The following is a 23,694-nucleotide window of genomic DNA, read 5'->3' as shown; positions in this document are numbered from 1 at the left end:
AGGCTATTTCTTGTTGCGCAGATCCTTCATAATCTTCCGCCCGGTCGGGGTCTGGGCCAGTCCGCCCCCGGCCGTCTCCCGGTGCTTCTCCGGCATGGCCGAGCCAACCTCCAGCATCACCTTGATGACCTCGTCGGATGGAATCACGCTGCGTACCCCGGCCAGCGCCATATCAGCGGCGGCCAGCGCCGTAACGGCACCGAAGCCGTTGCGCACGATGCAGGGAATCTCCACAAGTCCGCCTACAGGATCACAGATCAGTCCGAGTGTATTTTTGAGCGCGAGGCCAACGGCATGAACGGCCTGCGCCGGCGTGCCGCCGCGCAGCTCGGTCAGTGCTCCCGCCGCCATCCCGATGGCCGAACCCACCTCAGCCTGGCAGCCTCCCTCCGCTCCGGAGACGAATGAATTATTGGCAATAACATACCCGATAGCTCCAGCGGCGAACAGACCGGATACCACGTAGTCATCGTCCCAGCCGAAACGCTCCTGGCAGCTCAAAAACACGCCGGGAATAATTCCGCAGGAGCCTGCTGTCGGCGTGGCAATAATGCGGCCCATCGACGCATTGACCTCCGATACAGCCAGCGCATAAGCCATGGCCTGGCCGGCAGGTCCGCCCAGACAAGGCTCGTCTGCCGCATTGTAAGACGCAACCCGCTGGGCATCCAGGCCCGTCAGACCACTGCGCGAGGTAGTATTCTCTGTCATGCCGCGGTGTACAGCTTCCTTCATTACCCCGTAATACTGGCTCATGGTGGCGAATTCCTGTTCCTTGGAACGGCCGGATTCCTCGCTCTGTTCCTCCAGCATCAACGCGCCGATGCCCATTCCCCGCTCCTCACATAATACAGCCAGCTGGCTTAAGGTTTGAAAATTCATGGTGTGTTGTCCTTCCCTTTCTGTTCTAGCGCGGATTCATTCAGATCCACCACTTTGACCGATTTGACAGCAGACAGAGCCCTCAGCTCATGCAGCAGCCCCGGCGTCGCCGCCTCATCCAGCTCCAGCACCGTGAGTGCCGCACCACTGCGATTTTTACGGTCCAGCGACATGTGTCCAATATTGAACTGGCCTTTGCGCATCACATCAGTAACACTGGCCAGCACTCCAAGGTAGTCCATATGATGAATCAGCACCGTCGGATACATTCCTGTAAGCTTTACTCCAAAGCCGTCAATATCCACAATTTCAATATTTCCGCCGCCGATAGATATTCCTGTAAGTGTCAGTTCGGTCCCTGTCTGCGCACCAACCAGATGCAAGCGTACCGTATTGGGATGAGGGAACAGACCCGTTCCTTGACCGAAAGAAATCTCCATCCCTGCCTCGGCTGCCAGTTCTATGGAATCAGGCAGACGGGAATCATCCGTAGCGAAATTCAGCAGGCCCCCGGCAATCGCCCGGTCGGTCCCATGCCCTTGATACGTAGCGGCAAAAGAACCGAAGAAAGTCACCTCGGCCTCACGCGCCGGCTCTCCCAGCACCTGCCGGGCAGCCCTTCCGATCCTTGCTGCACCTGCTGTATGCGAACTGGAGGGTCCGACCATGGCCGGGCCAATAATTGAGAATACATCTTTGAACCGCATTGTTCAGACCTCCACCTATCAAAATTCGACAATATACTTTTCCATTATATTATACTGCAGCTGCGTAAAAGCTACACCATTACATTGTCTGTTACTTAAAAGGTGTTGCTGGAGAACAGGACAATACCGTCCCGCTCCTCCCAGCCGATGCGTGTCCAGAAGCTGCGGCCGAGAGCGTTGCTCTCAATGACCATCAAATGGCATTTTTCGATCCCTTCCTGAAGCAGACTGGCCAAGCAGCGGGATACCAGCTCACGGCCAACGCCCTGGCCGCGGCCGTCCTCACTGACAGCAACGTGATACATATACCCTCTGCGTCCGTCATGCCCGCACATTGCAGTACCGGCAAGCGTCTTGTCCCCGTTCACCGCTACCTGGCTCATTCCCGGATTGCGCTCCAGATAGCGGAGTATTTCTTCCCGGGAGTCCGCCCCGCTGAGGTTCATCCCCTCGGTATTCTCCCATAGCCGGTAGGCGGCTTCGTAATCATCGGCAGTCATTGGTCTGTAATTCATGGTTTTTTCTCCAATTCGTTGTTTTATATGTAGGGTTGAGCCCGTCTGCACACAGCATTGAATTCCGCCGGATTAAGCCTGCCAAGCACCAGCATTTCTTCATAAGGGTCACCTTCGAGCTTCAGCAGCTTGGCGAACGCAGGCTCTGTCTTCATTCCGCCGGACTTCAGGGCGCGGATATTCTCTGTGAAGCCGGGTCCGAGCAGCCTCAGTATCCGTCCCTCCACCTGCATATGCAGCCAGGCATTCTGTTTTTCCGTGGCCAAGGGCTGTCCAAACAGCTCAATCGGCCAACCGCCCGCCGAAAAATTAATTTTGGTGCGGACAACCCCCTCCACTGTACGGGTCACCGCATAAAAGCCCTCCAACTGACCGAAATGACACCGGGCCGTTTCGATAAAATTCCGGGGTTCATGCACCTCACAAATAATATCAAGATCGCTGCCTTCCACCTGAATCCCCAAGGGCACTGTTCCTGCCAGCCGCGGATGATATTCTGCCAGCAGTTCCATGATGCGCAGCTCCCGCAATAATTGCCAGACCTCTTTCAATACTGCATTACCCGCATTATCCGCTTCATCCTCTCCATGGCCCAGACCGCAGTCCATTTCTGCCATGCTTCACCTCCTGTCTAACTAATCGGACTCATCCTGCTTATGTGCCGGAAAAAATACCACTAATTTGACTAAAAGTGACCGTAAGGGATGAATTGCACGAATTAGGGGTACAAAATCCAACTAAAACCTTTTGCAGCCAGGATTTCAGCGAAACGGGGGCAGGCAGGAGGAGGCGCACGCTTTTCTGGGCGCATGCATAAAAATATACAGAATCACAGAATGCACCTGAGGAGTGTCGCTAATGAATCCTGTATATCCCTATTACGGAGAGCGTACGGTCTGCCGCGTGCAGCCTATTTCCTTTCCCCCTCAGCATCAGGACCGCCAGCCGGGACTGGAGAGTCTGATGCATCCCCGGCCAATCAGCGAAAACCCCGACAGTCGCGGCAGCGGAAAGCTGGACGGCAAGGTTGCGCTGATTACCGGCGGAGACAGCGGGATCGGGAAAGCCGCTGCGATTGCTTTTGCCAAAGAAGGCGCGGATGTCGCCATTGCCTACCTCTACGAGGCGTCCGATGCCGAAGCCACACAGCGGCGTATTGAAGAGCTGGGACAGCGCTGCCTGCGGATTCAGACCGACTTACGGTGTAAAGCAAACTGTACCCAGGCGGTGGAGCATACCGTGCGGACCTTCGGCAAACTGGATATCCTGGTCAACAATCACGGGGTACAGTATCCGCAGCAGAGCCTCCTGGATATCTCCGAGGAGCAGTTGTACGAGACGTACCGCACGAATATTTTTCCGTTCTTCTTCCTGACGCAGGCCGCGCTGCCGCATCTGCGCACAGGAGCTTCCATCATTAACACCGCATCCATAACCGCTTACCAAGGCCATAAGGAGCTTATTGATTATTCATCCACCAAAGGCGCTATTGTCACGTTCACCCGCTCCCTCGCCCTCTCGCTTGCCGACAGCGGAATCCGGGTCAACAGCGTGGCTCCCGGTCCGGTGTGGACCCCGCTGATTCCGTCCAGCTACTCCGCCGAGGAAGTCAGTGTGTTCGGTACCGATACCCCCTTCAAGCGGGCCGCCCAGCCCTATGAGCTGGCTGGAGCCTACGTCTATTTGGCCGGACCCGATTCCACTTACGTTACCGGAACCTGCATTCATGTTAACGGAGGGGACATGGTGACCAGCTGACCGGCTGCCGTGTTCACTTCCCTGAAAGGATGTTATTCATGAACAAATTGAAGGATTACGATCTTCCATCCGTGAGGCTTAGCGCAGGGATGTATGCCCTGACGAAGCTGTCTGCTGCCGGGTTGACATTTATGCTGGTCTCCCTTGCTATGCTCGCATTCCCGCATACCGGTGGTGTGCCGGAGGGCTGGCCGACCTCGGTGCCTTATGCCATCTATGCCTACGGACTGCCGGCCGCGCTGGTATCCGATGCCCTGCTGCGCATATTCCGCTTCACTTCGCTCCCCCCGGCCCTTGTGCTGTACGCGGCCTGCGGCTATGGCGCTGGCGTATGGCTGGCCGCGGAGCAGGGCGGGGACGCTGTGGCCTGCGGGATCGCCGGGATTTTTGCATTGCTGCTGTTCCGGCTTGCGCAGCTGGCCGGAGAACGGCAGCCGCTCCTGCTTCCGGTATTCGCCCTGTTTGTCCCGCTGATCTGCCTGGTGCTGTTCTGACCTGTGCTTATAGCGCAAGAACCTGCCGCTTAGCTGCGTTGTGTATTGCGGGCCAAGAGTCAGGTTAGAATGCAACGTTGCACCTCATAAGTATAACAGCGCCTTGTCCCTCCCGGATCAGAGCGCCTCAATGATATCTCCGGCGATCAATGCCGACGGATCATGGCGCTGGCGGGCAGCCCGTTCACCGGCCAGGCCGTGCAGATAGACGCCAAAGGCCGCTGCCTGCGCAGCATTGAGCCCTTGTGCAAGCAATCCTGCTATGATGCCAGTCAGCACATCGCCCGCACCGCCCGTTCCCATGCCCGGATGGCCTGTGATATTCACATAAGCCTCTCCTTCAGGCGTTGCGACCACTGTATGGGCCCCCTTCAGCACAAGGGTTACCCTGTGTTCCCGGGCATAAGCCAGCGCCAGACCAATCCGGTCCCGCTGCACCTCAGCCGTGGATATTCCAGCCAGCCGGGCCATTTCCCCCGGATGGGGCGTCAGGATCACCGGATGGCAGCGGCTTGTCCAGGAGCTGTAATCACTGTCGGCCAGAATGTTTAGCGCATCGGCATCGATAACCATTGGAGCAGCGATGCCTTCCCACAGCGCCCGCAGCCACTCCTGATCGCCTGCAAACCGTCCAAGCCCGGGTCCCACAGCAGTGACATCCCTGCCGGTGCTTAACCGCAGCACTTCTGCGGCAGTCCCGGCGCTCCAGGTGCCATTCTCTCCGCCGGCCGCTGCCAGCATCAGCTCCGGGGCTGCGCCGATGACATAGGGCAGCAGCATCGCAGGCAGCGCCCAGGTCACCAGGCCGCAGCCAGCGCGCAGGGCGGCGCGGGCGGCCAGCAGGCCCGCCCCGCTCATGCCAAGGCTTCCGGCGGCCAGCAGGACATGCCCGTAGGTGCCCTTGTGGCCCTCGGGCGAACGGCGGCGCGACACGTCGACCTGCAGACGTGTCCGCAGCACCTCCGGCGTCAGCAGGCTCACCGGGACGCCGCCCTCCCGGGCCAAGGCAGCGGGGATGCCGATGGAGCGGACCACCACTTGCCCGGCGTTGCCCGCGCCGGGATATTGCAGCAGCCCGCGTTTGAGGAACGCGAGGCAGACCGTCACTGCCGCATGAATGCAAGGCTCATGCGCCTGGCCCGTGTCCGCATCCAGCCCGCTGGGGATGTCTGCGGACACAATGGGTTTGCCGCTGCTGTTCGCGGCGGCAATCAGCTCCGCATAGGCACCGCGCGGGGCGCCCGCGCTGCCGGTGCCGAGCAGCGCATCCACGATGCCGCTGTATGCGGCAAAGTCTACCCGGTCCCGGCCGTAGACTACGGCGGGCAGGCCCAGGGCTGCAGCGGCATCACGCTGCAGGGCGGCTTCGCCGGCCAGCGACTCCGGCGCGGCCGCGTACACCAGCGTGACGGCGATGCCCGCCTCACGCAGGTACCGGGCGGCGGCCAGTCCGTCGCCGCCGTTGTTGCCCTTGCCGGCGAGGACAAGCCAATGTCCCGCGCCGGCACCCCCCAAGGCCAGCGCGTTATCCCCGCTGACCGTGAAGCCCGGCGGCTTGATTCCCGCGCCGCCGCCAGCGCCAGCCGTCCCGGCTGCTTCTGTCCCCGCATCCCCCCGGGGACTTCCGGCAGACCCGCTCCGGCTGCGGCACAGCTTAATGATCTCCTCCGCAATGGCCCGTCCGGCATTCTCCATCAGCGCCACCGCCGGAATTCCTAGCCGTTCTATCGTTTCACGGTCCAGCTTCCGCATTTCCTCTGCAGTAACCACGTACATCTCGTTCCCTCCCTGCGTGATCAGATTACTATATGAATTGCAGTTCTGTTATGGCAACACGATTAAATCACTCTTCGGTGAGCGCGTCAACACCCGGCTTGCGTCCGTTCCGACCAGAACATCATCCTCTATCCGGACTCCTCCAATACCCGGCAGGTATAAGCCCGGTTCAACGGTTATGATTGTATTTGCAGCGAACTCGTGATCAAGCCGGCAGCTGATGTAAGGCGCTTATGTTCTCTATAATCAAGGCTATGCGCATCCCAATACCCGCTCCTCCAGTTCCAAACTTCTCTTTCGCCACTTTTCCCTGTTTGTATATTTTTTTCAAGTTCAATCTATATAGTATGTTCTGCGATTGGAGAGTAATTTGCTTCTGCCAAGTGGAAACGGCTGCGCCGTCCTTTTAAAGGACGGGATGTTTCAGCGAGAAATAGAAGGATAATTTATAGTGTGAAACATATAAATTCTTATATTTGAACCAAAACGGCTGTGCCGTCCTCCATGGGATAGCGCAGCCGTCCTGGTTCTAGCGTTACCTGGAGAACGACTCTTCATGAATCCTACGGCAACTCTTTAAGTGGAAAAAGGTTAACTAATTTGCCGGAGTACTCTATCCCCGGGCAGATGAAGTGGAAAAAGGGACACTAATTCAGCCCATTTCGCCATTGGACAAGGAATATGGCCCAATTTATACGAAAATAACTTTGTCGCTTCACAGCTCGAAAGTAAATTTTGCTTTAAAGATCCCCTATATCGGAACTTCATTTTTTTAAAAAGTGGGTATCATGTAATAGGTGTCAGTTCCACTTGGTAGCCTAGCTTTTGAAGTTTTTTAATCAGGTAATTTGCGGTCTGCTCTGGGGTGTTCAGATATTCCGTCCCCAGCTCGGTATAGGGGACTTTATCCCGAAGCATCACATACATGATTCGGATCATTGCATGGGCTAAAGCGACGATGGCTTTCTGTTTTCCTGCCCGTTTCACGATCCGACTGTACATAGCGGAAAGCCGATTATTCTTGGTCTTGCTCGCTGCCCAAGCGCACTGGACGAGTACGGCTTTCAGACCTCGATTCCCGCGTTGGTTCTTTTTACTTTTTTTTTACCAGCACTCTCATGATTGGCCGGACACACCCCGACCCAAGAGGCCAGATGGGCTTCACTTGGAAAAGGAGACATGTCGGTACCCAGTTCCGCCACGATGCTCGCCGCAGCATCCGTGCTCACGCCTGGAATGGTATCCAGCAGTTCAATTTCCTTCATGTAGGGTTGCACCAGTTCCTCAATTTCAGCTTCCAACGTCTGCATTTCACTCTCCAGATACTGCAAATGATCCCAATGACGCCGGATCATCTTCCGGTGATGCAGGCGCAGTCGGCCGTTCAATGCCTCAACAAGAGAAGGCACCTTCATCTTCAGCCGGGTATGCACCAGCTTGCGGACCTCATGCACCTCCAGCACTTCGCCATTCACAATCGAGTCCAGTAGCGCACGACCAGAACGCCAAAAAGATCGGAGACATACGTGGTCAGTTTAATGTTGGCATCTTGTAGAATTTTGTGAATCCGGTTCTTTTCTTGCGTCGCGTTTTGCTTAAGCTTGCGCAGATACCGGGTAAGGTCACGCAAATCGCGGATGGGCTCGTCCGGGACAAAGCTTCCCTCAATCAAGCCGCAGCGGTGGAGCTTGGCGATCCACTCGGCATCCTTGACGTCGGTCTTCTTCCCGGGCATATTGCGGATGCGTTGCGGGTTGGCCAGCGTGATCGTACAGGTGCTTTCTAGAATGTTCCACACGGGTTTCCAAAAGACCCCTGTACTTTCCATGGCAATCTCGGTACATCCCTGCTGCTCCAGCCACTCCTGTAATCTCAAAAGCTCGCGGGTCGTGGTTCCAAACGTCTCGATCACGGACTTGGGTTTCTTCTCCAGGGGGCCACTCAGTAGACAAACCACCACCGTCTCCTGATGAATATCCAACCCGGCACAGCGTTCACGAATGGCATCCATATTCCCTACCTCCAAGCTAAAAGTATGCGTGGATCATGCAACCTAAAGAGGTGAAATTTTATACACGTGCTCGTGGCAACACTCGGCGATCCTCGTCGTTGCAGTTGGTCAGATTAGGTTACGGGATGTTTCACCAATATTGAATCGACCTCTGATCCACAGCACGATTTTACCAAATATATACTCTGACTTCACCTGATTTTCATGACCGACGGTGGCCGCCAGGCCATGGGTGATTAGGTATACTTTTTCCACTTAAACCTCAGGATTTCTTAATTTTCGGAAAAATAAGTTCCCTTTTTCCATCTATATAGAGTGAACTTAAGATCTTTACATTAGGGACTTCGTCAGGATTACGGAGAATGTTTGGACTTCCGGCCGCTGCCCATCTGCAGATTTCTTGATTTGTACCGCTGTTCGCGGTGGAAATCCGCAGACTGCCTATGCTGAAGATAGCGAGCTTTCCTATGGAAAGCTTTTAGGCGGACGCATTCGCTCCGTAAGTATCCAGACTTCCCCTCCATCCCTTTTCCCTTTTGTTAGTTTTTCAAGTTCGCTCTATATAGCACCTGCGAAGAAACCGGTAAGTAATTGCTATTTGGTATTAGGATATCTAGACCGGCTCCCCCGTCAGAACTCGGCCTTTACCGCTCCAACAACGGTATTTCTGCCGTTGCTCGTTACAAATTCGTAAATCAGAACCACCCGTCCAACGGGTGGTTTGCTCTTGGGGTATAACCCCTTGTTGCCAAACTGCGCCTAAAGACGCTAGCCTGACAATAAATCGTTCAGGCTCAGTGTTGTTGTCCCTTTCACTTACCAGTTAAACTGGTTTACTTCTTCTTGCTACTGTTTCTACTGAACGGGTCTTCGTATTCTTTCACACTCAATTTATCAATCGCTTGGTCATGTGCTTCTTGTTCACGTATATATTTTGCTACTGTGGCTTCATTTAGGCCTACCGTGCTGACGTAGTATCCCTCCGCCCAAAATTTGCGATTGCCATACTTATACTTTAAGCTGGCATGCTTCTCAAATATCATCAGGGAGCTCTTCCCCTTCAGATAGCCCATAAACGAGGATACTGAGATTTTGGGTGGGATCGCTACGAGCATATGTACATGATCTGGCATCATGTGACCTTCGATAATATCGACTCCCTTGTATTTACATAAACGTTTGAAGATTTCGATCAAGTCTTTTCTCACTTGATTATAGATCTCTTTCCGTCTATACTTCGGGGTGAATACAATGTGGTATTTGCACATCCACTTTGTGTGAGCCAAACTGTAGCTCTTGTTTGCCATCTAAGACCATTCCTTTCCAATTGAGCCTGAACATCTCAATTTTATCGGAATGGTCTTGGTGGTCAAACCCTACATCCCTCCACCCGCATAGCGGGTGGTTTTTTGTTTCGCGCGTTTCACGCACTCAACTGGCTAAAGCCTAAATAAGGGAGTAAGCTTCGCTTCCCCCAAAACATATAAACCCTTATATTTCCAAAAAAACAGCAATTCTCCGGGTAACGGAGAATCGCTGTTTTTTGGTCTTGTTACATTGTTTAGTATCCCACCGTAAACCGGGTCCGGCTGAAGTTTCCTTCCTCCAGCTCATCAATGACGGCTACGGCAAAATCCTCCACGCTGATGCTGCTGTCTCCGTTCTCATCCACCACCAGGCGGTCCAGGCCGATGCGGAACTGTCCGGTCCGGCGGCCGGGGCGGATCACGGCAGGCGGACTGAGATACGTGTAGTCCAATGAAGAGGCGCTATAGATTTCATAGGCATGTCCATGCGCCTCCGCCAGCGGCCGGAACTTCTCGGGGAACCCCGGCGTATCCATCAGCTGCTCGCCTGATTCCGTCTTCAGGGTCCCCGCTCCGCCAATTACCAGCAGCCGCTCCAGGCCTGCAGCCTGCATGCCCTCCAGCAGACTCTCCGCCGCACGCAGCAGGTCGTTCTCCCGCCCGGCTGCGGGACCAAACGCACTGATCACTTCTTCATGCCCGCGTACCGCCTCTGCTACCGTCGCCGGGTCCAGAATATCTGCTGTAGTGACATGCAGGCGCTCATGTTCCAGCTCCAGTGAAGCCGGATTGCGGACCGCTGCGGTGACCTCATGTTTTCTTTTTAGCGCTTCCTGCACAATGGCTCTGCCGATGGTTCCCGTTGCTCCAAAAACCACAACATCCATACCAGCACCCCTCACTTTCTCCAGTTGTATGTCTATTTCACATTCTCTTCAATAACGTCGTGGGACATTCCTCAGCGCCGCAGGAACATTCCCTGCGAATCAGCCATGCTGCTTTTTCTTGCTACAATATACTGCAGTGTTGCCTGCATTGCTGTTACCAATATATATGACGGCACCGCCGTCAAGCAAGAGAGTTCCAGCCGATACACAACATGATGAAACATTATCCACTGTTGAACGTACAATGACTCAAAGCCGCTGTTCTTTTACAGCCGGAATATTCTCTGCCCTTATTCTGGGGTAAACTGTGGAATAGGATGTAATATTATGCCGAAAGGTTGGGTGAAGTCATCATGACTCCAATAGGGAAGTTGTTCAAATGGGGTACATTTGTTTATGAGGCTTTTCTGGCGCTGCCGTTCATTGGGGGAGCTTTTGTTGTTGCGAATGCCTGGGCGCCGCTGGGTGTTGCATTCCTGCTGCACGCAGTAGCCGTAGTACTGCTGTTGAGAGAGCGTGGACCCATTGCCGGCAACGTGGTCGGGATCATCACCTCGGTTGTCGCTTTGATTCCTTTTGTCGGCTGGATTATGCACGCTGTTACTGCAATCATTCTGCTTATTGAGGGAATATCCGCCTCGCGGCGCACACCACGCTACTAACAGGGAAGCTCAGAATCACATAAGAAGGAGTACTGTCACCAGCCATGATAAAAGGATTGTACGAAGCACATCTGCCAGTAAGCAATCTGGAGGTTTCCATTGAATTTTACAAGAAACTGGGATTAAAATTTGCCTGGCGCGATGAGGAGACGGCTTTCTTTTGGATTACGGAGGGGAAAAGCTGGGTTGGACTATGGGAAGGGCGTGAGGTTCAGACTCCGTATCATCCTTCCTTAAGGCATATAGCCTTTCAGGTCACTTATGAGGATCTGAAGCATTCACTCGCGTGGCTGGAATCCATTCAGATTGAGGCAGTTCCCTTCGGGAACAGAAGCTCTGTAGAGCCGTTTATCCGGCCTCATCAAGGCAATGCATCGGTTTACTTCAATGACCCTGACGGCAACAGCCTGGAGCTGATGTGTTTTGTCGAGGTACCCGAAGAGCTGAGGACAGTCACAGACAAGCTGTCTTTTGAGGAGTGGGAGACGCTGACCGGCAGATCCGCGGACTAAAAGAAGTTATACTCATTTAGAATTAAACGGCTGCGCTGTCCTTCACTGGACAGCGCAGCCGTTTGGTTTTTTGGGTTTATGGTTGCCTTGATCCCCATCTATATAGAGTGAACTTAAGATATTTACATTAGGGACTTCGTCGCGACTACGGAGAATGTTTGGACTTCCGGCCGCTGTTGTCTCCAGATTTCTTGATTTGTACCGCTGTTCGCGGTGGAAATCCGCAGACTGCCTATGCTGAAGATAGCGAGCTTTCCTACGGAAAGCTTTTAGGCGGACGCATTCGCTCCTACAGTTCCAAACTTCCCCTCCATCCCTTTTCCCTTTTGTTCGTTTTTCAAGTTCGCTTTATATAGCGGAGCAAATTACAGTATCTATTGAATAATCTACATACTTCCGCGTTTTATTTTATGGCTTCTTTTTAAGCAATTCCAAAGCCCGGTTCATCACCGGGTCCTTGCCGGCATCAATATCGGCTTGCTTGATCATGATCTTTTCATCCGGCGGCAGGCCGCGCTGCTCGTAATTAGTGCCGTCAGGCGATGTATAGCGTTCGTTGCTCAGGGTGAATAACTGTTTGTTCGGCAACAGTCTAAGCAGCATGTCCGAAAAGTATCCGCACGTCTTTTCCCCGATAACCGTTACTTTGTCCAATGCTTTTAAGGCCATCGTCCCTGTCTCGCCGGCGCTTACCGTCATCGGACTGGTCAGCACCACAATATTGTCAGCTGAAAACTGCTTTGCTCCCGGTTCGATATATACCTGCGTAGGCTTGGAGAATTGCTCGTATCCGCCTGTTCGGGCCTGTTTGGCATACGCCAGCGTGCGTTTCTCGGCAAACAAGCCGGCTATTTTCAACCCGAAGAAGTCCTCGCCCCCCTCATTAAAGCGCATATCGATCATAAAGTTGCGGCAGTTCGCCAGATCCTGCACCATTTCCGCCAGCGCTTGGTCAATTTTCTGCGGATCGGACTCGTCAAAACCAATCAGCTTGATGTAAGCGTCGCCGCTTTTCGTTTGACCATAAACAATGCGCCCGTCGAGCTTGCTCTTTACCGCCCCTTTCATATATCCGTCTTCGACGTTTCGTTGCATCGACTTCGAATTGGCTTCGAAAAATTCCTCCCGCTCAACTTTGGACTTGGAGAAGATCATACCCTTTTTACCGAATATGATGCTGTGTCCGTCGTTTAGTTTTTGGAACATTTGCGTCAAAATGTCCTCCAGTTCCTTCTCGGAGGTAGCGGCGCCAACTTTGGGCCGATACTCTTTGTACACCTCTTTCCAATTCACTTTGACGAGCGGAAAGAAACTGAAATTTTCTTCAAAGGATTGCCAGAATACTTCAAAATTTTGCACGGGATCATTGCTGAATCCGTTATACTTCACCTTGGGAAGATTATCGATCCGTTTGAGATGCCGCACGTACCCCAAGCCATCGGTCAAGCTGCCGTTAACGAAGCGGCCCATCAGAAATCGCGGGGCATTAAATTGCTTCTGGAATTTGGTGTTGCCGTAAATTTCATTAATATAAATGTCGCCGTTGTTCTCGATATTTCCTTTCCCGAACGGTACCAAGCTGTCCTTGGTGTAGCTGTAGACCTTAACGGATTGGCCTTCTATATCGAATATATGGCCATACCCTTCCGATTGCCAAAGCTGGCGCTCGGCGGTTGCGGCTGCGGGAGGCGGCTGCGTCCGGTTCTCCTTCGCCTGGACATAGGTTCCCGACATGCTGAATGTCAGGAGGGTCAAGATGGCAATCAATACTTTCATTTTTGGTCCTCCTTCTGATCAAAAAATACAAAATTGGCTTTTCGAGGATAGTATAAAGCCCGAATTTGTCCTCAGTTTGAACGGAGGATTACAATTCGGGCTTTGTATCTTCGAGGGGAAGTGAGATCGAGAAGGAGGTTCCGTTCCCTAATCTGCTGGACACTTCGATTTTTCCATGATGAAGATCGACAATCCGCTTCACGATGGAAAGACCGATTCCGTTGCCGCTAATATTGCGTTTTCTCGCTGTATCCACTTTGTAGAACGGTTTGAAAATTTGGCTGATTTCCTCCTCAGGTATGCCGATTCCATTGTCCGTCATTCGGACGACTGCGCTCTCGCCTTTCTTGAAGGACTCCACCATTATCTTCCCATGATCGGCGGTAAATTTGATGCAATTGCCAAGCAGATTGTTCCACACCTGATTCATCTTGTCTTCATCCGCCACAATGGTTATCGGCTCCAGCATAAGCTGCATATCCAGATTGCGGGCAGACCATTGCGGTTCCAGGCGAATGGCAGCTTTGCGCAGTTGCTCGTCGAGACGAAACTTTTGCAGGTCGGGCTTTGCATGCTCGTGCTCCAGGCTGGTCAATTCCAGCAGATCGTCGCACAGCCGGGACAGCCTGTCGCTCTCCTCGTCGATAATATTCAGCATCTGCATACGGGTTTTCCCGTCCATGGACTTGATCTTCAGCACACGGGTATATCCTTTGATCGACGTTAGAGGAGATTGGATTTCGTGGGATACATCGGAAACAAACCGCCGACGAAGCATATCCAGCTTTCCCAATTCAGCCGCCATCGCGTTAAAGCTTAGGGTAAGCTGTCCAATTTCGTCGCGACGTTTGGTAGACAGGCCAACGTTAAAATCGCCCCTGGCCATTCTTTGCGTTGCATGGGTCAGCTTCCGCAGGGGCCTGACCATATACCGCGCAGCGATCAATACCAGAATACTTCCCAAACCGAGAGTAAACAGCTGCTGATACCGGATCAAGGAATCGATTTCGTCGAGAAAAAAAACGGTCTGGGTCGTAACCAACAAGGCGTGCGGCGAACCGTTCAGCGCAAAAGGCAGGCCAACCGTAATCTCGTCATCCTCGCTGGACCCGTTGCGATAAATTTTGTTTTGCTTGAGCACTTGCTGCAGATACGGTTGGTCCTTCTGCCGGTCTGGAGCAGCGCTCCCCGGGTTCAGCAGCGTTCCCAAGCTGTCATAAAACCGTATCTTATAAAAGGGCATAGAATTGCTTACTTCCGCGAAAGCCTTCGCATCCTTCGGAGCCAATTTCTTATATAATTGAATGATCATTTGGGCATTGCCAATCATCTTCTCTTCCACGATCGCTCCAATATGGCTTTTGTAGAAATAGCTTTGAACGAAAAATCCCGAGAGCAGGCTGACTATGACGACCCCCAGAAACGTCAACACGACGCGGGCATAGAGCGAGTTAATCATGATACACCTCCAGACGGTAGCCCATGCCGCGCATCGTTACGATGCGGAAATCTTCGGCATACTGCTCGAACTTGTCGCGCAGACGTTTGACATGCGTGTCCACGGTGCGTTCATCCCCATTGAAAGCGTAACCCCAGATGTCGCGGATCAGCATGTCGCGCGTAAAAATTTGCCCGGGATAACTGGCCAGTTTGTAAAGCAGCTCAAATTCTTTTAAAGGAAGAGTCCATTCCCCGCCCGTATCGGAAAAGTGAACCTGGTAGCTCGTTTTATCGAGAATGACCCGACCGAGCTTCACGATATGGGAGGTAGCGATCCGATACCTTTTGAGTAGCGCCTTGACCCGCATGACCATCTCCATCGGATCAAAAGGTTTGGTCAAATAATCGTCCGTCCCCAATCGAAAGCCTTTGACTTTGTCCAGCGACTCCTTTTTGGCCGTGACCATCAGCATCGGCTTGTCCCCGGCCTCCCGCAGCTTTCTGCACAGCTCCCAACCGTCCATGCCGGGCATCATAATATCCAAAATGATTAAATCAACGGAATGATGCAAGTAATAATCCCAGGCTTCGAGACCATCCGTTTTCTCTACGACGTCCATGCCTTCGTCTCTTAATAACAGCCCTGCCAGTTGGCGGACAAAGACGTCGTCATCCACTACCATAATCGTCGGCAATGTTCATTCACCTCGTACTAACTTTCCCTGCCATGAGAAAAGCATCTATTCGAAGCCCGCTCCGCGAGGTTCGTTTATTCTAATTTCGACGGTGTGGAAATGAATTCCTTTAGTTCAACCTATATAGATAAAACAGAGCATGAGAAATAACGGTAAGTGAACTTCAGGTACCTTTAGTGTAACTTATTAATATGGAGCCGATATGAAAAAAAAGACGATACTCATTCAAGTTTCGAATGAAATATCGTCTTTTTGCTTGTTGTCACTGGACGAAAGGGCGTTACTCCTTCATCAGCTACAATTTTGCATAACTGCTTTCGCTTACAGCGCTTCGTTTCCTTAAGTATTCTATCGGGTTTAATTTCGACATGAGTCCGATTGTAGATATAAGGGCCGTACGCTTCACCCTCGTCCCGCAGAACGGGAATCGGTCCGCCGGCTTCCGGCCTCTCCACTATAACGTGCATTTGCAGTGCTGTTCTCAAAACGCTTGCGCTCGGTCCGCTCCATCTGCACAATTTGCCCTTCATGCACCACGATGTGCAGGGAACCGAATTCCATATTGTCCAAAAGCTCCGCAATCCGCGCAAGCCAAACCTCATCCACTTTCAGTGGCTTAGCCATTCTCCAGCCTCCCTTTCCCCGGACAGGGGGATTCTCCACCAATCCCGTCATAACCAACCTGTATACTATGGTTTAACTTAGCATGGAATCAAAAGGGCTGTCAATGCGCATTTTTGCGTGTAAGCCAGCTTTTTACGATCATCGTTACCAAAGCGAGCAGCAGCAGCAGCGAAGCTACGGCGAAGGAAGCCGAGAACTGATATTCGTTATACAAAATTTCAACATGCAGCGGCAGCGTGTTTGTCTCCCCGCGAATATGCCCCGATACAACGGATACTGCACCGAACTCTCCCATCGCCCGCGCATTGCAGAGGATAATCCCGTACAGCAGCCCCCATTTGATATTCGGCAGCGTTACGCGCCAGAAAATCTGCCAGCCATGAGCCCCGAGAGTAATCGCCGCTTCCTCCTCCTGCGTGCCCTGGTCCTCCATCAGCGGAATCAGCTCGCGGGCCACAAAAGGAAAGGTCACAAACAATGTGGCAAGCATGATGCCCGGAAGGGCAAAAACAATCTTAATGTCATGGGCGCTGAGCCAGGACCCGAACCAGCCGTTCGAGCCGAAGACAAGCACAAAGATCAGCCCGCCGATGACCGGCGATACGGCAAAAGGCAGGTCAATCAGCGTAATCAGAAACCCTTTGCCGCGAAAACGGAACTTCGTCACTGCCCAAGCCGCCATTACCCCGAACACGGTATTCAGCGGCACGGTGATTGCAGCAACCAGCAGCGTCAGCCGCAGTGCTGAAGCGGCATCAGGATCGGTCAGCGCCGCCAGGAAGACATCCCAGCCCCGCTTCAGCGCTTCTGTCAGCACCACGATCAGCGGCAGCGCGATCAGCCAGAACAGCACAAGACCAGCCGCTGCGACCAGCACCCACTTCACGGCAGAGGATTCCGTGGTTGCAGGGGAAGCCGCACTCCGGTGCGGTCTGGGTGCAGCCATAGGGACAGTACCAGCCATAATTTTACCTCCTGAATTATTGGTCTCATTATCGCGAAGTCTTGCGGGCCCAGCGCTGCAGCGTGTTAATGACAAGCAGCATCAGGAAAGAGATCAACAGCAGCAGCAATGCTACTGCGGTCGCCCCGGCATAATCGAACTGCTCCAGCTTCGACATGATAAGCAGCGGAGCAATCTCTGTGCGCATCGGCATATTGCCGGAGATGAATACCACGGACCCGTATTCCCCGATCCCCCGGGCAAACGCCAGCGCAAAGCCGGTAAGCAGCGGCGGGATCAGCTCCGGGATTACGATGCTGCGGAAGGTCCGCCAGCGTCCCGCTCCCAGCGTTGCCGAAGCTTCCTCCATATCCCGGTCCAGGTCCTCCAGCACCGGCTGAACGGTACGAACGACAAAGGGAATGCCGATGAACATCAGCGCAAGCGTAATGCCCAGCGGTGTGAAGGCGATCTTAAGCCCTAACGGCTCCAGCATTGAGCCGATCCAGCCATTTTGCGAATACAGCGCCGTCAGGGAGACACCCGCTACAGCTGTCGGGAGCGCAAACGGCAGATCGATCAGGGCGTCGAAGATCCTTTTGCCCGGAAACTCATAGCGTACCAACACCCAAGCCAGCAGCAGTCCGAGAAAAGCATCGGCCAAGGCTGCCATTGCCGCAGTGCTCAAGCTGACCCGGTACGAAGCCAGGACGCGCGGGTCCGTCGCGATATCCCAGAATTTGGCCCAGCTCAGTCCCGTCGAATTAAATATCAGTGCCGATAGCGGCAGCAATACGACAAGACTCAGATAGAGCACGCTGTAGCCCATCGTAAGCCCGAAGCCCGGCAGCACCTTGCGCCGCACTGGAGCTGTAGTGGTGACATTCATTGACCTGTTCATCCCTTTCCTGCCTTCGGCTAATGGGCCGATCAGCCTCCATACACAAACTGTTTACTGCAAATCCTGCTGCTCTTCTTCGGATGTCAGCCGTTTGGATTATTATTTGGCGCCAGGCACGTAAATTTTGTCGAAAATCCCGCCGTCATTGAAATGCTTCTCTTGGGTTTCTTTCCAGGTTCCGAATTTATCTGCGAGTGTGAACAGCTTGATCTCAGGGAATTTGTCCTTATATTCCTCTTTCACGCTCTCCAGGGTCGGGCGGTAGTAGTTGTCGGCAGCGATTTTTTGCCCCTCTTCGGTGTAGAGATACTTCAGGTAGGCTTCGGCTGCCTCACGGGTGCCTCTTTTGTCCACTACCTTGTCTACTACAGCCACCGGCGGTTCGGCCAGAATGCTCTCGGACGGGTTGACGATTTCGAATTTATCCGGGCCCAGCTCCTTGATCGACAGGTAGGCTTCATTCTCCCAGGCAATCAGCACATCGCCGATTCCCCGCTCTACAAAGGTTGTGGTCGCCCCGCGCGCTCCGGTATCCAGCACGGGCACGTGCTTGAACAGCTCCTGGACAAATTCCTGCGCTTTGGCTTCATCATTGTTGTTGTGGTCAAGCGCATAGCCCCAGGCGGCAAGATAGTTCCAGCGTGCCCCTCCGGAGGTTTTCGGATTCGGCGTGATGACTTCCACACCTTCTTTCAGCAGATCCGGCCAATCCTTGATGCCTTTGGGGTTGCCTTTGCGTACGAGGAATACAATCGTCGAGGTGTACGGGGAGCTGTTATGCTCGAATTTGCTTTCCCAGCCTTCATTGATCAGCCCCTTGTCCTTCAGTGCGTCAATGTCGTAGCCCAGGGCAAGAGTGACCACATCCGCCTCCAGGCCTTCCAGCACCGCCCGGCTTTGCGCCCCGGAACCGCCATGCGACTGTTTGACCGTAACCTTCTGGCCCGTTTCTTTCTCCCAATAGGCGGAAAATGCCTTGTTATAATTCTCGTATAGTTCGCGTGTCGGGTCGTAGGATACATTCAGCAGCTCTACCGGATCTTTTGCCGGAGCCTTGGTAGCCTCTGCTGTTGCAGCCGCATTGCTTGCTGCCGGTGCATCTGTTGCTGGGGCCGCCCCATTGCCTGAATTGTTATTGCCGCAAGCGGCAAGACCTGCTGTCAATAATAATGCGAATCCCGTGATTAGTCCCTTTTTGATCCCTTTTTTCATCACAGCCACTCCCCTGTTATTGTCTCTTGACACCCCATGAAGTTCCCGTCAGTCAGCATTGTTGCCCTTCAGCAAAAAATAGACGGAGGAAGGCCCACTTGTGGCAGGTCAAACCGGTCCTGTGGACACGTGTCTGCGAGCTATAGCGGGCGTTCCTCCGTCTGTACGGTAAGAACTTATTCAATTATTCCTACCCATTTAGTAGGTTATAAAGATATAATACTGAAACCTCTGCACCCTGTCAAACCTTTTTTTCAAAATAGCGAAAAGTCTTTATCAACCGGCCTGACGGCAGCATGTGGCGGCTGTTCCTGCAAAAATCACTTGTTATTGCGGCACCAAAGTAATATTATTGCTACATCTTATAGGTCAAAAAACAGCTCAAAAAACAGGTTAAAAACATAGGCTGAAACGTGTGAAATCAGCGCAATTACCGGGGGAGACAATCATGGGAATGAATCTGGAATATGTGCCTGTACCTGCACCCGCACCGGCGCCGCAGCGGCCAAGGCTGCACAAGCGTATCCTTTGGGAGCTGGCAAGGCGCATTCTGGACACGTACCGCTACGATACACAACTATGGCGGACGGCGCTTGCCGGCCCCTGGTTGATATGCTTTTTGGTGTTTGCCGCAGCTGTTCTGGGCATCCCTACCGGACTCGGAACCGCCGCCGATGTGATGCTGGCCACCTGTGCGGCAACCCTGGTCCTGGCTTGTGCCGGAAATATTCTGGCCGTAATGCTGGCCCTGACCGGACTGCCCATCCCGCGCCTCTATGCGGGCTCTTTATTGAGCGCTTCAGGAGCTGTCCTGCTAGTCTTCTATTATGCCGATCTGGAGCTTGAGGCCGCAGCCGCCGTCGCTGGAATCGCCGCCCTCCTCGGCGGCCTGGGCGGTCTGGCCATCGGGCTGCTGCGCAGGCGCCGGTTCACCATGGGCCTGCTGCTGGCAGCCGTCGTGCTCGCTTCTCCGCTCGCCCTCTCTACCCGGGGCAATGGCGACACCTCACCGGAGGCGAGCGTATCAAACGGAGGCCCTGCTCCCATCGATGCCGAAAATCCGGGGGAGCCGGGGAACTATACTTACCGCAGCTTCACCTATGGCAGCGGCCAGGATCTTCACCGGTCCGAGTATGGCGATGAGGCTGAGCTTACCACTGCTACGGTGGATGCCTCTGCTTACATTACAAGCTGGCCCAAGCTGCGCACCTTATTCTGGGGCTTCGATCACAGCTCCCTTCCTGTAAACGCCCGGGTCTGGATGCCCGATGGTGAAGGACCTTACCCGCTCGTGCTGATGGTGCACGGCAACCATATGATGGAGGATTATTCCGAGGGAGGGTATGCCTACCTGGGCGAACAGCTGGCCAGCCGGGGGTTTATCGCGGTGTCTCTTGATGAGAACTTTCTGAACTATTCCGCCTGGTCGGGCATTCCGGATAATGATTTCAAGGTGCGGACCTGGATGATTCTGAAGCATCTGCAGCAGATCGGCATTTTTGCGGAGCAATCCGGCAACCCCTTCTATCAGAAGGTGGATTATAGCCGGACCGCCCTGCTCGGACACAGCCGGGGCGGGCAGGCCGTAGCTATGGCTGCGGATGCCGGCCGCTGGTTCAAGAATGACCCTGCTCTTGCCGCCGCCGCACAGTTTCACATCGCTTCGGTTATCGCACTCGCTCCTACGGACAAAGCCATTGATAACCAGCAGGCCCGGCTGGAGGATGTCAATTACCTGACTCTTCAGGGTGCCCGCGATGGCGATGTGCATGATTTTTACGGTGACCGGCAGTATATCCGCTCTTCTTTTACAGGAGCTGCTTCGTCCTTCAAAAGCTCGCTGTATATTGCCGATGCCAACCACAGCCAGTTCAATACCAGTTGGGGGCTGTACGACCAGTCATTGCCGGCGGGATTGTTTCTGGACCGCACGGATATTATGGACGGGGACGCGCAGCGGCAAATCACCAAGGTCTATGTCACCGCCTTTCTGGAGGCTACTCTGGACGGGAAGGAAGTCTACCAGGACCTGTTCCGCGATTACCGCAGCGGATTGCAGTGGCTTCCCGGCACCGCATACTATAACCGGTTCCAGAGCGGCGGTAATATCGTTGTAGCCACCTTTGATGAGGACCGCAACAAGAACACCGTCACCGGCGGAACCGCGGAAGCAGCAGGGCTAGCCTGGAGGGAGGAGGTCGCCAAGGACCGGGAATCCAAGAGCAAAGCTACTTATGGGCTCGTGCTGGAGCACAGTACAAAGGGCGGCGGAGAGGGTTACTACCGCATCAGGCTGAAGAATAGCATCGCCAGCGGGCTTGCCGAGTCCGGTGCTGCCGGACTAACCTTCTCGATGGCTAACCGCAATGCCGACAGCAAGGAGACGCCGGATGCGGTACAAGCGGCGGCCTCCCCCGATGTGGAAGTTGAGCTGAAGGACGGCAATCATGCAGCAGCCCGTCTTCCGCTGAAAGAAGTGATGGATATTCTGCCTCTCCCGCAGACCCGGTTCACACTCCTCCCCTGGCTTGAGGAGCGGATGAGCGACGGCAAATACGGCGATCTCTCGGAGGCTGTATTTCAGACCTACGAGCTGCCTTTTGAACGTTTTATTGAAGTAGAGCCCGGGCTTGACCCGGATAAACTGAGCGAAATCACCTTCTACCTGCAGGGAGAGGGCGATAAAATTATGCTGGATGATATCAGCTTCTACCTTAAAGGCATCAGTATGGAAGGGTCCAAGCAAACCGCTATTATACAATGAGCAGAAAGATAACTTCATTCGAAAGCAAAAAACGGCTGAGCAGCCCTTAACTGGACCTCAAGCCGTTTTGTTTTTTGGCAGGCGCTCAATAACCTGAACTTGAAGGATATCAGATTCAGGTCGGGAGATTCTATTGCATATTCTGCAGCAGATTCCCCCTATAATCCAGCCGGACAGAAGGCGCTTCCGGGTTACAACGGCTTCAGGCAGACCGGTGATGTGAGATCCAGCTCATTGCCGGTAGGGATGAGCCTGCCGGTCTCACTGTCGATTCTGAAGGAGACAATGTTATCACTGTTCTGGTTGGCCGCGAGCAGCATCCCGCCGATAATGGCGAAATTGCGCGGCGTCCGGCCTCCGGAGATGACCCAATCCTGCGCTTCCAGCAGGCCCGTGGACGGGTCGATATGGAACAACGCAATGCTGTCATGCCCGCGGTTGGAGGCGTACAGGAAACGGCCGCACGGCGATACATGAATGTCGGCGGCAGTATCATCGCTGCCGGCGGCATAATTCTCCGGAAGGGAGCTGATGTTCTGCAGAATTTTCAGATCAGCAGACTGCTCATCATTCGCGAACACAGTGATTGTGCTGTTCAGCTCATTAATCAGGTACAGCCATTGTCCTGACGGATGTCCGGCCAGATGGCGGGGACCCGAACCTGGCGGAAGCAGAACTTCGCGGCGGGTAGCCAGCTTGCCGTCTTCCACACGGTAGAATACAATCTGATCCAGCCCCAGATCGCAGACAAGCACATGCTGTCCGGACCGGTCAGGAATGACCGAATGGGGATGCGGCGCTTCCTGCCGGTCTTCACGCAGTCCGGACCCCTCATGCTTGACCTGGGCGGACATTTCCTGAAGCGAGCCATCGGCATTCACCGGAAAAATGTTAACGTTGCCTCCCGAATAGTTAGAGACAAATATGTAATCCTCTTGCGGGGAAATCGACACGTAACACGGAGCGCCGCCATCCGTTGGTCTGCTTCCCAGAAGGCGCAGCGCTTTGCTTCCGGGCTCAATGGCATATGCATAGACCTCGCCTTGATCCTTCTCACTTACGGCATACAGCACAGTCCCTGTGCTGTTCACTGCCAGGTAGGACGGATTCTCAATCCCCTTCGTACTGTTCAGGATTCTCATTTCCCCCGTATCCTTATTCAAAGCCCCCAGAATAATCGCATTTTGATCAACACTGTTGTAGGTTCCTGCATAAAATAGAACTTCATTAGGCTGTTGCATGGGCAGCGGCTCCTTCTATTGTATATTGGCGCGTAGTATTACTTACTTCATATATACCCTTAAGTTAAAGGAATACACCTCAGGGTTCCGCACTTTTTTCACTATAACATGTTTATGTACCCGCTACCTCACTAGGTTTAAACAGCATATTTCTGGACATACTTGAATACTAATTATAAGGCTGCCGACAATATTTGACACCTGGTTTAAACGTCCGGCATGAGGTTAATAGTAACCATCGAAGATAACAAAACATAAAGGAGCTGAAGCACAATGAGTTTTCTGTGGATGTTGATTGTTGGTGGCGTCATTGGTTGGTTGGCCGGTCTGATTATGGGCAGAGATATTCCGGGCGGTGTTATCGGCAACATTATCGCCGGTATTCTCGGTTCTTGGCTCGGCGGCATGCTGCTGGGAAGCTGGGGACCTAAGATCAGCGATTTCTATGTTTTCCCGTCACTTATCGGTGCGATCGTCCTGATCTTTATCGTCAGCCTGATCCTCCGTTCGGTTGGTGGACGCAGCCGTTCTTAAGGACTAACCTTATATACAACCAGACCTGCCTAGCAGGGCTGGCATCTACACCC

Annotated in this window: 25 protein-coding genes; 6 read left to right on the top strand and 19 right to left on the bottom strand. The window is 53.6% G+C overall.

Annotated features, from left to right (window positions below):
• Positions 1 to 3: 3 nt before the first annotated feature.
• The 4 genes from sdaAA to PRIO_RS02780 form a co-directional block, all read right to left on the bottom strand.
• Positions 4 to 882 carry an L-serine ammonia-lyase, iron-sulfur-dependent, subunit alpha gene (gene sdaAA, locus PRIO_RS02795; protein WP_020426779.1) on the bottom strand — a complete coding sequence of 293 codons (879 nt, stop codon included), beginning with the start codon at positions 880 to 882 and terminating at the stop codon, positions 4 to 6.
• Positions 879 to 1,589 carry an L-serine ammonia-lyase, iron-sulfur-dependent subunit beta gene (sdaAB, locus tag PRIO_RS02790; protein WP_020426778.1) on the bottom strand — a complete coding sequence of 237 codons (711 nt, stop codon included), beginning with the start codon at positions 1,587 to 1,589 and terminating at the stop codon, positions 879 to 881. The genes sdaAA and sdaAB overlap by 4 nt, the downstream gene beginning before the upstream one ends.
• A gap of 95 nt (positions 1,590 to 1,684) precedes the next feature.
• Positions 1,685 to 2,104 (bottom strand): GNAT family N-acetyltransferase, encoded by a 420-nt coding sequence (locus tag PRIO_RS02785; RefSeq protein ID WP_020426777.1) that lies wholly within the window; start codon positions 2,102 to 2,104, stop codon positions 1,685 to 1,687.
• Between the two features lie 23 nt (positions 2,105 to 2,127).
• Complete coding sequence (locus PRIO_RS02780; protein ID WP_020426776.1) at positions 2,128 to 2,721, bottom strand: DUF4269 domain-containing protein; 594 nt, start codon at positions 2,719 to 2,721, stop codon at positions 2,128 to 2,130.
• A gap of 241 nt (positions 2,722 to 2,962) precedes the next feature.
• On the opposite strand from PRIO_RS02780, the gene PRIO_RS02775 reads away from it, so the two are divergent.
• Both PRIO_RS02775 and PRIO_RS02770 read left to right on the top strand, forming a co-directional pair.
• Positions 2,963 to 3,862 (top strand): SDR family oxidoreductase, encoded by a 900-nt coding sequence (locus PRIO_RS02775; protein ID WP_020426775.1) that lies wholly within the window; start codon positions 2,963 to 2,965, stop codon positions 3,860 to 3,862.
• 38 nt (positions 3,863 to 3,900) lie between these two features.
• Positions 3,901 to 4,356, top strand: a complete 456-nt coding sequence (locus PRIO_RS02770; RefSeq protein ID WP_046501068.1) for a hypothetical protein — start codon at positions 3,901 to 3,903, stop codon at positions 4,354 to 4,356.
• Between the two features lie 117 nt (positions 4,357 to 4,473).
• On the opposite strand, the gene PRIO_RS02765 is transcribed toward PRIO_RS02770, so the two are convergent.
• The 7 genes from PRIO_RS02765 to PRIO_RS02745 all read right to left on the bottom strand — a co-directional run bounded on the left by PRIO_RS02765 (position 4,474) and on the right by PRIO_RS02745 (position 10,337).
• Positions 4,474 to 6,132 (bottom strand): bifunctional ADP-dependent NAD(P)H-hydrate dehydratase/NAD(P)H-hydrate epimerase, encoded by a 1,659-nt coding sequence (locus PRIO_RS02765; RefSeq protein WP_046501066.1) that lies wholly within the window; start codon positions 6,130 to 6,132, stop codon positions 4,474 to 4,476.
• Positions 6,133 to 6,180: 48 nt separating this feature from the next.
• A complete protein-coding gene (locus tag PRIO_RS34610) occupies positions 6,181 to 6,312 on the bottom strand; it encodes a M24 family metallopeptidase (RefSeq protein ID WP_269451295.1) in 132 nt (43 codons plus the stop codon).
• A 606-nt stretch (positions 6,313 to 6,918) separates the two neighbouring features.
• Positions 6,919 to 7,134, bottom strand: coding sequence for a hypothetical protein (locus PRIO_RS36525; RefSeq protein ID WP_052741404.1), 216 nt, complete (start codon positions 7,132 to 7,134; stop codon positions 6,919 to 6,921).
• A 62-nt stretch (positions 7,135 to 7,196) separates the two neighbouring features.
• Positions 7,197 to 7,607, bottom strand: coding sequence for a transposase (locus PRIO_RS36520; RefSeq protein ID WP_231869808.1), 411 nt, complete (start codon positions 7,605 to 7,607; stop codon positions 7,197 to 7,199).
• Positions 7,604 to 8,143 (bottom strand): IS110 family transposase, encoded by a 540-nt coding sequence (locus PRIO_RS36515; protein ID WP_231869713.1) that lies wholly within the window; start codon positions 8,141 to 8,143, stop codon positions 7,604 to 7,606. The genes PRIO_RS36520 and PRIO_RS36515 overlap by 4 nt, the downstream gene beginning before the upstream one ends.
• Before the next feature lie 833 nt (positions 8,144 to 8,976).
• The gene (tnpA, locus tag PRIO_RS02750) at positions 8,977 to 9,450 is read right to left on the bottom strand and encodes an IS200/IS605 family transposase (RefSeq protein WP_020426871.1); all 474 of its coding nucleotides are present in this window, start codon (positions 9,448 to 9,450) and stop codon (positions 8,977 to 8,979) included.
• A 254-nt stretch (positions 9,451 to 9,704) separates the two neighbouring features.
• The gene (locus PRIO_RS02745; RefSeq protein WP_020426583.1) at positions 9,705 to 10,337 is read right to left on the bottom strand and encodes an NAD(P)-dependent oxidoreductase; all 633 of its coding nucleotides are present in this window, start codon (positions 10,335 to 10,337) and stop codon (positions 9,705 to 9,707) included.
• 353 nt (positions 10,338 to 10,690) lie between these two features.
• Here PRIO_RS02745 and PRIO_RS02740 point away from each other — a divergent pair, with 353 nt between their 5' ends.
• Positions 10,691 to 10,999 carry a hypothetical protein gene (locus PRIO_RS02740; protein ID WP_020426584.1) on the top strand — a complete coding sequence of 103 codons (309 nt, stop codon included), beginning with the start codon at positions 10,691 to 10,693 and terminating at the stop codon, positions 10,997 to 10,999.
• 44 nt (positions 11,000 to 11,043) lie between these two features.
• On the top strand, positions 11,044 to 11,511 hold the full coding sequence (locus PRIO_RS02735) for a VOC family protein (protein ID WP_020426585.1): 468 nt from the start codon (positions 11,044 to 11,046) through the stop codon (positions 11,509 to 11,511).
• Between the two features lie 408 nt (positions 11,512 to 11,919).
• On the opposite strand, the gene PRIO_RS02730 is transcribed toward PRIO_RS02735, so the two are convergent.
• The 7 genes from PRIO_RS02730 to PRIO_RS02700 all read right to left on the bottom strand — a co-directional run bounded on the left by PRIO_RS02730 (position 11,920) and on the right by PRIO_RS02700 (position 19,102).
• Positions 11,920 to 13,287: a S41 family peptidase gene (locus PRIO_RS02730; RefSeq protein WP_020426586.1), complete on the bottom strand. Its 1,368-nt coding sequence runs from the start codon at positions 13,285 to 13,287 to the stop codon at positions 11,920 to 11,922.
• 88 nt (positions 13,288 to 13,375) lie between these two features.
• Entirely contained in the window at positions 13,376 to 14,746 is a 1,371-nt protein-coding gene (locus tag PRIO_RS02725) for a sensor histidine kinase (RefSeq protein WP_020426587.1), read from the bottom strand.
• Entirely contained in the window at positions 14,739 to 15,422 is a 684-nt protein-coding gene (locus PRIO_RS02720) for a response regulator transcription factor (RefSeq protein ID WP_020426588.1), read from the bottom strand. The genes PRIO_RS02725 and PRIO_RS02720 overlap by 8 nt, the downstream gene beginning before the upstream one ends.
• 402 nt (positions 15,423 to 15,824) lie before the next feature.
• A complete protein-coding gene (locus tag PRIO_RS02715) occupies positions 15,825 to 16,046 on the bottom strand; it encodes a YezD family protein (protein WP_020426589.1) in 222 nt (73 codons plus the stop codon).
• Between the two features lie 100 nt (positions 16,047 to 16,146).
• The gene (gene cysW, locus PRIO_RS02710) at positions 16,147 to 17,010 is read right to left on the bottom strand and encodes a sulfate ABC transporter permease subunit CysW (protein WP_020426590.1); all 864 of its coding nucleotides are present in this window, start codon (positions 17,008 to 17,010) and stop codon (positions 16,147 to 16,149) included.
• 28 nt (positions 17,011 to 17,038) lie between these two features.
• Complete coding sequence (gene cysT, locus PRIO_RS02705) at positions 17,039 to 17,890, bottom strand: sulfate ABC transporter permease subunit CysT (RefSeq protein WP_407944480.1); 852 nt, start codon at positions 17,888 to 17,890, stop codon at positions 17,039 to 17,041.
• Positions 17,891 to 17,989: 99 nt separating this feature from the next.
• Positions 17,990 to 19,102 carry a sulfate ABC transporter substrate-binding protein gene (locus PRIO_RS02700; RefSeq protein WP_020426592.1) on the bottom strand — a complete coding sequence of 371 codons (1,113 nt, stop codon included), beginning with the start codon at positions 19,100 to 19,102 and terminating at the stop codon, positions 17,990 to 17,992.
• A gap of 448 nt (positions 19,103 to 19,550) precedes the next feature.
• On the opposite strand from PRIO_RS02700, the gene PRIO_RS02695 reads away from it, so the two are divergent.
• Positions 19,551 to 21,866 carry an alpha/beta hydrolase family protein gene (locus PRIO_RS02695; RefSeq protein WP_020426593.1) on the top strand — a complete coding sequence of 772 codons (2,316 nt, stop codon included), beginning with the start codon at positions 19,551 to 19,553 and terminating at the stop codon, positions 21,864 to 21,866.
• 191 nt (positions 21,867 to 22,057) lie between these two features.
• On the opposite strand, the gene PRIO_RS02690 is transcribed toward PRIO_RS02695, so the two are convergent.
• Complete coding sequence (locus PRIO_RS02690; protein ID WP_020426594.1) at positions 22,058 to 23,107, bottom strand: lactonase family protein; 1,050 nt, start codon at positions 23,105 to 23,107, stop codon at positions 22,058 to 22,060.
• A 273-nt stretch (positions 23,108 to 23,380) separates the two neighbouring features.
• On the opposite strand from PRIO_RS02690, the gene PRIO_RS02685 reads away from it, so the two are divergent.
• On the top strand, positions 23,381 to 23,641 hold the full coding sequence (locus PRIO_RS02685; RefSeq protein WP_020426595.1) for a GlsB/YeaQ/YmgE family stress response membrane protein: 261 nt from the start codon (positions 23,381 to 23,383) through the stop codon (positions 23,639 to 23,641).
• Positions 23,642 to 23,694: the final 53 nt, after the last annotated feature.

The organism is Paenibacillus riograndensis SBR5, assembly GCF_000981585.1.
Classification (GTDB): domain Bacteria; phylum Bacillota; class Bacilli; order Paenibacillales; family Paenibacillaceae; genus Paenibacillus_AQ; species Paenibacillus_AQ riograndensis.
This window is presented reverse-complemented; position numbering and strand designations above follow the sequence as displayed.

Bases quoted from the DNA above. Each gene is read 5' to 3' on its own strand.
- PRIO_RS02725 (WP_020426587.1), bottom strand. From the start codon at position 14,746: ATGATTAACTCGCTCTATGCCCGCGTCGTGTTGACGTTTCTGGGGGTC.
- cysT (WP_407944480.1), bottom strand. From the start codon at position 17,890: ATGAACAGGTCAATGAATGTCACCACTACAGCTCCAGTGCGGCGCAAG.
- tnpA (WP_020426871.1), bottom strand. From the start codon at position 9,450: ATGGCAAACAAGAGCTACAGTTTGGCTCACACAAAGTGGATGTGCAAA.
- PRIO_RS02695 (WP_020426593.1), top strand. From the start codon at position 19,551: ATGGGAATGAATCTGGAATATGTGCCTGTACCTGCACCCGCACCGGCG.
- PRIO_RS02775 (WP_020426775.1), top strand. From the start codon at position 2,963: ATGAATCCTGTATATCCCTATTACGGAGAGCGTACGGTCTGCCGCGTG.
- PRIO_RS02780 (WP_020426776.1), bottom strand. From the start codon at position 2,721: ATGGCAGAAATGGACTGCGGTCTGGGCCATGGAGAGGATGAAGCGGAT.
- PRIO_RS02745 (WP_020426583.1), bottom strand. From the start codon at position 10,337: ATGGATGTTGTGGTTTTTGGAGCAACGGGAACCATCGGCAGAGCCATT.
- sdaAB (WP_020426778.1), bottom strand. From the start codon at position 1,589: ATGCGGTTCAAAGATGTATTCTCAATTATTGGCCCGGCCATGGTCGGA.
- PRIO_RS02730 (WP_020426586.1), bottom strand. From the start codon at position 13,287: ATGAAAGTATTGATTGCCATCTTGACCCTCCTGACATTCAGCATGTCG.
- PRIO_RS02700 (WP_020426592.1), bottom strand. From the start codon at position 19,102: ATGAAAAAAGGGATCAAAAAGGGACTAATCACGGGATTCGCATTATTA.
- PRIO_RS02770 (WP_046501068.1), top strand. From the start codon at position 3,901: ATGAACAAATTGAAGGATTACGATCTTCCATCCGTGAGGCTTAGCGCA.
- PRIO_RS02715 (WP_020426589.1), bottom strand. From the start codon at position 16,046: ATGGCTAAGCCACTGAAAGTGGATGAGGTTTGGCTTGCGCGGATTGCG.
- PRIO_RS02765 (WP_046501066.1), bottom strand. From the start codon at position 6,132: ATGTACGTGGTTACTGCAGAGGAAATGCGGAAGCTGGACCGTGAAACG.
- PRIO_RS02735 (WP_020426585.1), top strand. From the start codon at position 11,044: ATGATAAAAGGATTGTACGAAGCACATCTGCCAGTAAGCAATCTGGAG.
- cysW (WP_020426590.1), bottom strand. From the start codon at position 17,010: ATGGCTGGTACTGTCCCTATGGCTGCACCCAGACCGCACCGGAGTGCG.
- PRIO_RS02740 (WP_020426584.1), top strand. From the start codon at position 10,691: ATGACTCCAATAGGGAAGTTGTTCAAATGGGGTACATTTGTTTATGAG.
- PRIO_RS36525 (WP_052741404.1), bottom strand. From the start codon at position 7,134: ATGTACAGTCGGATCGTGAAACGGGCAGGAAAACAGAAAGCCATCGTC.
- PRIO_RS02685 (WP_020426595.1), top strand. From the start codon at position 23,381: ATGAGTTTTCTGTGGATGTTGATTGTTGGTGGCGTCATTGGTTGGTTG.
- PRIO_RS36515 (WP_231869713.1), bottom strand. From the start codon at position 8,143: ATGGATGCCATTCGTGAACGCTGTGCCGGGTTGGATATTCATCAGGAG.
- PRIO_RS02690 (WP_020426594.1), bottom strand. From the start codon at position 23,107: ATGCAACAGCCTAATGAAGTTCTATTTTATGCAGGAACCTACAACAGT.
- sdaAA (WP_020426779.1), bottom strand. From the start codon at position 882: ATGAATTTTCAAACCTTAAGCCAGCTGGCTGTATTATGTGAGGAGCGG.
- PRIO_RS02785 (WP_020426777.1), bottom strand. From the start codon at position 2,104: ATGAATTACAGACCAATGACTGCCGATGATTACGAAGCCGCCTACCGG.